Raw genomic sequence first — 7,554 nt, 5'->3', positions numbered from 1 at the left:
GTTCTGGGAGCTGTTGCTGCCGGTCTCGGCGAGGTTGCCGGTGCCGTTGCTGCTGCCGGTGGCCGGGGGCACGGACGGGGTGCCGGTCGGCGCGGCGGTGCTGGTCGGGCCGGTCGCGGTCGGGGAGGGCGAGGAGGTGTCACCCACGCTCGGCGACGGGCTCGGGCTGTCCGTGGTCTCGGTCGGCGAGGGGCTCGGCGAGTCCGTGGTCTCGGTCGGGGACGGGCTCGGGGAGTCCGTGGTCTCGGTGGGGGACGGCGACGGCGAGGTCTCGCACTTGTGCCCGCCGTTCCAGGCGGTGATCAGGTCGGTCGGGGTGGCCGAGTCCGGGAAGTGCGGCAGGGCGCCGTGGCCCTCACCCGTACCGCCGTCGTACTGGGTGCCGTTGCCGTAGAGGTCGACCTGGCCGAAGCAGTCCGGGGCGTGCCCGCTGACGTCCAGCGTCGCGGAGTTGTGCTTGCTGTCCAGGGTGGCGGTGTCCCAGCCGAGGAAGTCCTGGTGGCCGGAGTTCTCCCAGGCCGGGCCCTCGGCGCTGTAGGAGGCCAGCGACACCGTGTAGGAGCAGTTCTTGCCCGGGGAGGACGTCAGCTTGACGGTGATCTTCCCCGGCGCGGTGTCCCCGCCGATCCGCCCGGCCGTCGTCCAGCGGCCGCCGTCCACCTTGTACGTCACGCCGAGCGGGGCGCAGTTGCTGTGCCCGCCGCCGTTGTTCCCGCCGTTGTTGCCGCCGCCGTTGTGGCCGCCGTTGGCGGAGGCGGTACCGATCCCGCCGACCGTCAGGGCGATCGTCGCCCCGGCGACAGCGGCAACGGCTCGTCTGGATATGGCATGCACTGTGAGGATGCTCCCTGAATGCTGGTCGGGCAGCCAGGTGCAGGCAGACAGGGGCCGCTGCTCGACACCGGAACGGCGGGAGACGAACCCGATGGCCTGCGAGGCGTCTCGCCGCCGAAAGTCTTCTGATCTGTAGCCAGTTGGCTCAGGCGGCCGATTATGCCCCGCAAACCCGCTTTCTGTACAGTCGCAAAAGTCCACTGTGCACGCTGTGGATGTTTACGCCGTGAATGACCTGGGCACCGCCTCATTCACCCGTAATACACGGGCCGTCAGCAAGCCCCGCCCAGCCCGCCCGCCACCTCCCCCACCAGCACGGGATTGCCCGCGGCGGCCGCCACCACATACGGATCCGGGTCCGCGAGCAGATCCACGACGACCCGCGGCGGCAGCGCGGGATGCCCGGCGGCCTCGCGCCGCGCCCGGTCGTCCCCCACGCACACGAGCAGCGCGCCCACCGGTGCCGCCGGGTGCCGGGCGACCTCTCGCAGCGCCTTGCGGGCGGCGGGCACGGCCCGCCGGACGATCTCGTCGAGCACCGCGGGGGTCGCGTCCGGGTTGGCCGCCACCTTCGCGAGGACGCGGACGTGGTGACGGCCGATCATGTCGAGCAGCCGCGCCTCGGAAAGTCCCGGATGCGGGGCGACGGCCTTGGCCACGCGCGCGTCGCCGTCGCCCGCCAGCAGGTCCCGCAGCGCGGGCGGCAGGTCACGGCGGAAGGCCACGAGCATGCGGGCCGCGGGATCGGCGGAGGTGGCCAACTCCTCGGTCTCCGCCGCCGAACACGCGGCGATCCGGGGCAGCAGGGCCGCGCCGACCCGGGCGCGCCCGGCCAGCCCCACGAGGACGCCGAGCGGTATGCGCGGATTGTCGGCGGCGGCGCGCCGCACGTACGGATCCGGGTCGTCCGCCAGGGTGCGGATCAGGTCCGCGCCGAGCGCGGGGTTGGCGGCGAGGGTGGCGCGGACTCCCGGCAGCGGGTCGCGGGCCAGCAGTGCGCACACTTCCGGTGGCAGGCCGGGCCGACCGGCGAGCAGCATGCGCAGCTCGCCCGAGGGGTGACCGGCGAAGCCCGCGGCGGCTTCCGCGGGGGTGGCGGGGTTGCCCAGCGCGCCTGCCTGCGCGCGGTGGACGGCGGACCGGTGGGTCCCGTCGCAGGCGTCACCGCCCGGCAGGCCGCCGCCGGGGTCCGGGCGCGCGGGGTCGTGGACGCAGATCCGGCAGTGCCGCGGCAGGGCCCACGCCTCCCCGTCCGGCCCCGCACCCGTGAGCAGCGCGGCGAGCACAGCGGGCGGTGTCGCCTCGTTGTGCGCCGCCGCGACGCGGACCTCGGCGTGCGGGTGCGCGGCGAGCCGGGCGGCCAGCTCCGTGGATCCGGTCCACAGGGCGAGTTCGGCGACGACCCCGGCGTCCGGGTCCGCCGCGAGCGCCGCCACCACGTCGGGCGGCAGGCCGGGGCAGGCCGCGAGCTTCTCCCGCCGCGCGCGGTCCGGGTCGGCGGCCAGCGCGCGCGCCCACGCCGGATCCCCCGCGCCCTCGTCGAGCAGCGCGAGCGCGGCGTCCGGCCATCGCGCGGGATCGACGTCCGCGGCCGCGAGCCGCCCCTGATGGGCGAGCGTCACCGCGCTGTCCGGGACGCGTCCGGCCAGCGCGACGGCCTGGGCGCGGGTGAGGTCGTCGCGGTGGGCCAGCTCGGTGGCGATGACGTCGTCCGCGACGCGGATGAGCCGGTCGACGAACTCGCCCGGCAGCGCGGGGTTTCCGGCGAGCCCGGCGAGGATGTCCTGCATCCCCTCATCGTCCCCGCCCGGCGGCCGCGGGGCCTGCGGTTTTTCACGCGCGGCGGGGCGCTGACGCCCGTACCCCGGTGGCGCCCGACCGGCGGCCGCGGCGCGCGGGACCGGCACCGTCCCGCGGGGTGTTGCCCGAGTGGTGCCGGGGGAGGTGTTGCGGGCGGCAACGGTGTTGCGGGGGGACAGGCTTGGGGGGTCGGGCCGGTCGGCGCGGCGGTCGTTGCGGTGGGGGTCGGCGCGGGTGTCTCGGGGCGCGGCCCGCTGTCGCGGGAAGAGGTCGGCAGTGCGTACTCCGTTGTTGTCCGTCAGGGCGGCGCTCGTTCTCACGCTGGCGCTGCTCACGGGGCTGGGCGCCGCGGTGGTGTCGGCGGTGGGCGGGACCGCGGCGCCGCAGTGCGTCCTGTGCGGGGCCGGGGCCTTCGGGCTGGCGGTGCCGTTCTTCGACCGGCTCATCGGCGGAAGCGGGTCCGGGTGAGTCCCGGCAGCCCCATGCTTGACCCCGGGCGCGGGCCGTACCGGCGAGCGCCCCGACCGACCGGAGGACACAGCCCGATGGGCGAATTGCGGCCGCTGGCCGACGAGTTGAACGACGACTGCCGGGCGTTCGCACAGGCGCTGCGCACCCTGTTCGCGGGGCTCGGCGTGTCGGTGCGCCGGTACGCGGCCCGGCGCTACCGGGACGCCGGGACGGTCTCCCGCTATCTCGGCGGTACCCGGGTGCCGCCGTGGGAGTTCGTCGTCGACCTCTTCGCGGACCTCGCCGCCGACCACGGAGCGGCGGCCACCCCGCTGGCCCTGGACCATGTGCGCGAGCTGCACCGCCGGGCGCTCCAGGCCGCCTCCCCCACGGCGGACGGGGTGCACCTGCTCCAGCAGCAGCTGGCCGACGCCGACCGCGAGGCGCGCCGCGCCACCGCCCAGGAGGATCTGATCGGCGACGCGCTGCTGGACCGGCAGCACCGGCTGGCCGACCTGGAAGTGCGCTTCGGCCTGCTGGAGGCCCGCTGGACGGCCGAGCGCGCCGCCACCACGGCCGCCACCACCGGTGTGCCGCCGGACGCGCCGGCCGGGGCCGGTGACCTGCTCGCCGAGCGCGGCCGGCTGGAGGACCAGGTCAAGGCGCTGGAGGCGGAGCTGGAGGAGACCCGGTTACGGGTGATGCTCGCCGAATCCCGGTGCGAGGTGCTGGAGCGGCAGCTCGCCATCGCGGAGGGCCCGCTGCCCGCCCTCCAGCCGCCCGGCCCGGAGCCGGCCGCGGGGGCGGCGCTGTGCGGTCCGGCCCGCATCCTGGCCGTCGACGACAAGCAGCCCAACCTGCTCGCGCTGACGGCGGTCCTCGCGGGCCTCGGCCACGAGGTCGTCACGGCCGACTCGGGGCAGGCCGCCCTCAAGGCGCTGCTGGACGGCACGGGTTTCGCCGTCATCCTGCTCGACGTGCAGATGCCGGACATGGACGGCTACGAGACCGCCCTGCACATCAAGCGCCGCGCCCGTACCCGCAACATCCCGATCATCTTCCTCACGGCGATGGACCACGACCCCTCCCACATGTTCCGCGGCTACACCGCGGGCGCGGTCGACTACCTGGTCAAGCCGTACGACCCGTGGATCATCCGGGCCAAGGTCGAGGCCTTCGTGCAGATGCACCTGGAGGCACGCGCCGGGCAGTGACGGTCGGACAGTGACAGCCGGGCGGTGACAGCCAGGCGGTGACAGGGGCATGACCGACATGGGGGGAGTACGCTCATGGGAGCTGCTTCGTGCTCCTTCGTCCCGTTTGCGGTCGGGCCCGGCCCCCACCGCCACCGGGGCCCCGGCGGCGGTTGGGACGCCCGCGCGCGGGCAGGAGCGCGGGCACGGATCGGAACGGCAGTCACCCGCGTCGGTGGCGCGACGGAGGTGACGTCAAGCGTGCGAGTCAGCGACCGCGCCCGCACGTGGCTGCGCCGCGCCCGCCGGGCGCTGGTGGCCGTCGTCGCGCTCGTCCTCCTCAGCGGTGTGTCGATCTGGCTCGCCGTCCAGCTCACCCCCATGCAGTCGGTGTCGGCGGCCGGGCAGACGGTGTCGGTGGGCGCCGCGCAGCCGGGCCGGAGCATGTCGGGGCCGGGGGAGCTGGATCTGTTCGGCGAGGCCATCGCCACCCGGCCCCACTTCGACGGGCCGATCCGGCCGCGCCTGAAGCTCACCCACATCGACCTCGGCTCGGAGGTCGGCGACGCGGGCACGCTGCTGCCCGACCTGAGCCGCGAGCTGGGCTCGGGGTGGCTGCGGTACTGCCTGTGGGAGTCGCTCGTCGCCGCCGGGTGCGCCGCGGTCATCGCGGTGGCCGTCGCGGGGGTCCGGCGGGCGTCGCGGCGGACCATGCTCACGATGGTGGCGGCGGGCGTGGTGTCCGTGTGCGCGGTCAACGCGGTGGGGATCTACCTGCTGGCGTCCGGCACGCCCCGCGTGCTGCGCGAGGTCCGCTCGCTGGACGACCTGGTGGGCCGTACGCCCGCGCAGCCGGTGCCCGCGGCCAAGGGCCCCGCGCTGCCGGACGTCAACGCCGTCGTGCTCGGCGACTCCACGGCGGCGGGCATCGGCAACCGGCTGGTCGACAACCCCAGCGCCGCCGACAAGGCGTGCGGCCGCAGCGCCGACTCCTTCGCCGCCGACCTCGCCTCCGCCAACGGCTGGAACGTGCTCAACCTCGCCTGCCAGGGCGCCACCGTCACCGACGGCGTCCTCGGCGTGCAGACCCGCGGCGACGTCGTCGTCCCGCCCCAGCTCGCCGTCGCCCAGCGGGCCACCAGCGCGTCCACCGTCATCGTCAGCATCGGCGCCAACGACATGAACTGGTCCGCGCTGACCGCGCTGTGCGCCAAGTCACCGGTGTGCGACGACAAGGCCTCCACCGCGTACTTCACCGAGCGGCTCGCCGCCTTCACGCAGAACTACCTCGACCTGCTCCAGCAGCTCGCCGCCCTGCCGCACCACCCGCACGTGCTGATCAACGCGTACTACGACCCCTTCGGGCCCGACACCACATGCCTGGAGAAGGACGGCCTGACCGCGCAGAAGATCCAGGTCCTGGACTCCCGCCTGGCCGACATCAACGACGTGCTGGAGAGCGGCGCGCAGACCCTGCACTTCACCAGCGTGCGCCCGGACTTCTCCGGCCACACGCTGTGCACCGACCAGCCCTTCGTCCAGGGCACCGCGGACAAGGCCCCGCTGCACCCGACGGCGGCCGGCGAGCTGGCCGTCGCGCTCGCCGACCAGCAGGCCCTGACCACGCTCCAGCGCGCGACCCCGACCCCCTGACGGGCGCCGGTCAGGCCTGCCCGCGCATCACCGCGGCGATCTTGGCGGCCAGGTCCGGGCCCAGTTCGCCCCAGCCGTCCTTGTAGCCGTAGACCCCGGCCAGGGTGCGGGCGTCGTAGTCGCCGTTCATGATCTCGATGTCGGTGGCGGAGATGAGGCCCGGGTGCGCGACGCCGAGCGCCCCGGAGATCTTCGTCAGCTCCTTGCGCAGGGTGCGCAGGTACGCGGCCGCGCGCTCCGCCTTCGAGGCGGGGTCCACACCGCGCGACAGCCACGGGTTCTGGGTGGCGATACCGGTGGGGCAGCGGTCGGTGTGGCACTTCTGCGACTGGATGCAGCCGATCGACAGCATCGCCTCACGCGCCACGTTGACCATGTCCGCGCCGAGCGCGAAGGCCACCGCGGCGTTCTCCGGCAGGCCCAGCTTGCCGGAGCCGATGAAGGTCAGCTCGTCGGTCAGACCCTGCTCGGCGAAGGTGCCGTAGACCCGGGAGAAGCCCATCCGGAAGGGCAGCGACACCGAGTCGGTGAAGGTCAGCGGCGCCGCGCCGGTGCCGCCCTCGCCGCCGTCCACGGTCACGAAGTCGACCCCGCGGTCGCCGCGCGCCATGAGCGCGGCCAGCTCCTGCCAGAAGTCCCGCTCGCCCACCGCGCTCTTGATGCCGACCGGCAGACCGGTCTCGGCGGCGACCAGTTCGACGAAGTCCAGCATCGAGTCGACGTCCCCGAAGGCGCTGTGCCGGGAGGGCGAGGCGCAGTCCCGGCCGACCGGGATACCGCGGATCTCCGCGATCTCCGGGGTCACCTTGGCGCCCGGCAGCATCCCGCCCAGCCCCGGCTTCGCGCCCTGCGAGAGCTTGATCTCGATCGCCCGGACCGGTCCGGAGGCGACGACGTCCTTGAGCCGGGCGAGGTCGAAGCGGCCCTCGGCGTCGCGGCAGCCGAAGTAGGCGGTGCCGATCTGGAGCACGAGGTCACCGCCGCCGCGGTGGTAGGGGGAGAGGCCGCCCTCGCCCGTGTTGTGCATCGCGCCCGCGAGCGCGGCGCCCTTGTTGAGCGCGGTGACGGCCGCGCCGGACAGCGACCCGAAGCTCATCGCCGATATGTTCACCACGCTCGCCGGGCGGAAGGCCTTCGCCCGTCCGCGCGGCCCGCCCAGCACCTTGGCCGAGGGCAGCGGCGCCTGCGGGTCCTGCGAGGTGGGCAGGCCGGGGGCGAAGGTGCGCTGCTTGAGGTAGGCGTGTCCCTGCATGTGCTCGACGTCGGCGTCGGTGCCGAAGCCGAAGTAGTTGTTCTCGCCCTTCGACGAGGCGTAGACCCAGGTGCGCTGGTCGCGCGTGAAGGGCCGCTCCTCCTCGTTGGAGGTCACGATGTACTGCCGCAGCTCCGGCCCGAGCCGCTCCAGCAGATACCGCGCGTGCCCGACCACCGGGTAGTTCCGCAGCAGGGCGTGCTTCTTCTGCACGAGGTCTCGCGCGGCCACCAGCGCCAGTGCTGCTGCGGTGGCCGCGCCGGCTGTCCGGGCGCGCATGAACGTTCCTCTCCTCGCGGGCCGGCTCCGTCGCGGGCCCGGGTCCGACCCTAGAGGACGGCCCCCCGCGCCCGGCCCGCCCCCCGCGGCGCC

At 74.7% G+C, this 7,554-nt stretch carries 6 protein-coding genes; 3 read left to right on the top strand and 3 right to left on the bottom strand.

Annotation, left to right across the window (positions count from 1 at the left end):
- Positions 1 to 834 (bottom strand): LAETG motif-containing sortase-dependent surface protein (locus ACWERV_RS30245; protein ID WP_452939084.1); only part of this gene is annotated, 834 nt, incomplete at its 3' end.
- A 272-nt stretch (positions 835 to 1,106) separates the two neighbouring features.
- Positions 1,107 to 2,624: a hypothetical protein gene (locus ACWERV_RS30240; RefSeq protein ID WP_452939081.1), complete on the bottom strand. Its 1,518-nt coding sequence runs from the start codon at positions 2,622 to 2,624 to the stop codon at positions 1,107 to 1,109.
- A 301-nt stretch (positions 2,625 to 2,925) separates the two neighbouring features.
- Between ACWERV_RS30240 and ACWERV_RS30235 the strand changes: the two genes are divergently transcribed.
- The 3 genes from ACWERV_RS30235 (at position 2,926) to ACWERV_RS30225 (ending at position 5,930) form a co-directional block, all read left to right on the top strand.
- Positions 2,926 to 3,102 (top strand): hypothetical protein, encoded by a 177-nt coding sequence (locus ACWERV_RS30235; protein ID WP_398174021.1) that lies wholly within the window; start codon positions 2,926 to 2,928, stop codon positions 3,100 to 3,102.
- 77 nt (positions 3,103 to 3,179) lie between these two features.
- Complete coding sequence (locus tag ACWERV_RS30230) at positions 3,180 to 4,298, top strand: response regulator (protein WP_452939079.1); 1,119 nt, start codon at positions 3,180 to 3,182, stop codon at positions 4,296 to 4,298.
- 240 nt (positions 4,299 to 4,538) lie between these two features.
- The gene (locus tag ACWERV_RS30225) at positions 4,539 to 5,930 is read left to right on the top strand and encodes a GDSL-type esterase/lipase family protein (RefSeq protein WP_398174015.1); all 1,392 of its coding nucleotides are present in this window, start codon (positions 4,539 to 4,541) and stop codon (positions 5,928 to 5,930) included.
- A 10-nt stretch (positions 5,931 to 5,940) separates the two neighbouring features.
- Here the strand turns inward: ACWERV_RS30225 and ACWERV_RS30220 are convergent, their stop codons facing one another.
- Positions 5,941 to 7,461 (bottom strand): FMN-binding glutamate synthase family protein, encoded by a 1,521-nt coding sequence (locus tag ACWERV_RS30220; protein WP_452939075.1) that lies wholly within the window; start codon positions 7,459 to 7,461, stop codon positions 5,941 to 5,943.
- Positions 7,462 to 7,554: the final 93 nt, after the last annotated feature.

This window comes from Streptomyces sp. NPDC004031 (genome assembly GCF_053604375.1).
The sequence above is the reverse complement of the archived record's forward strand: the minus strand, read 5'-3'. Positions and strand labels throughout refer to the sequence as shown.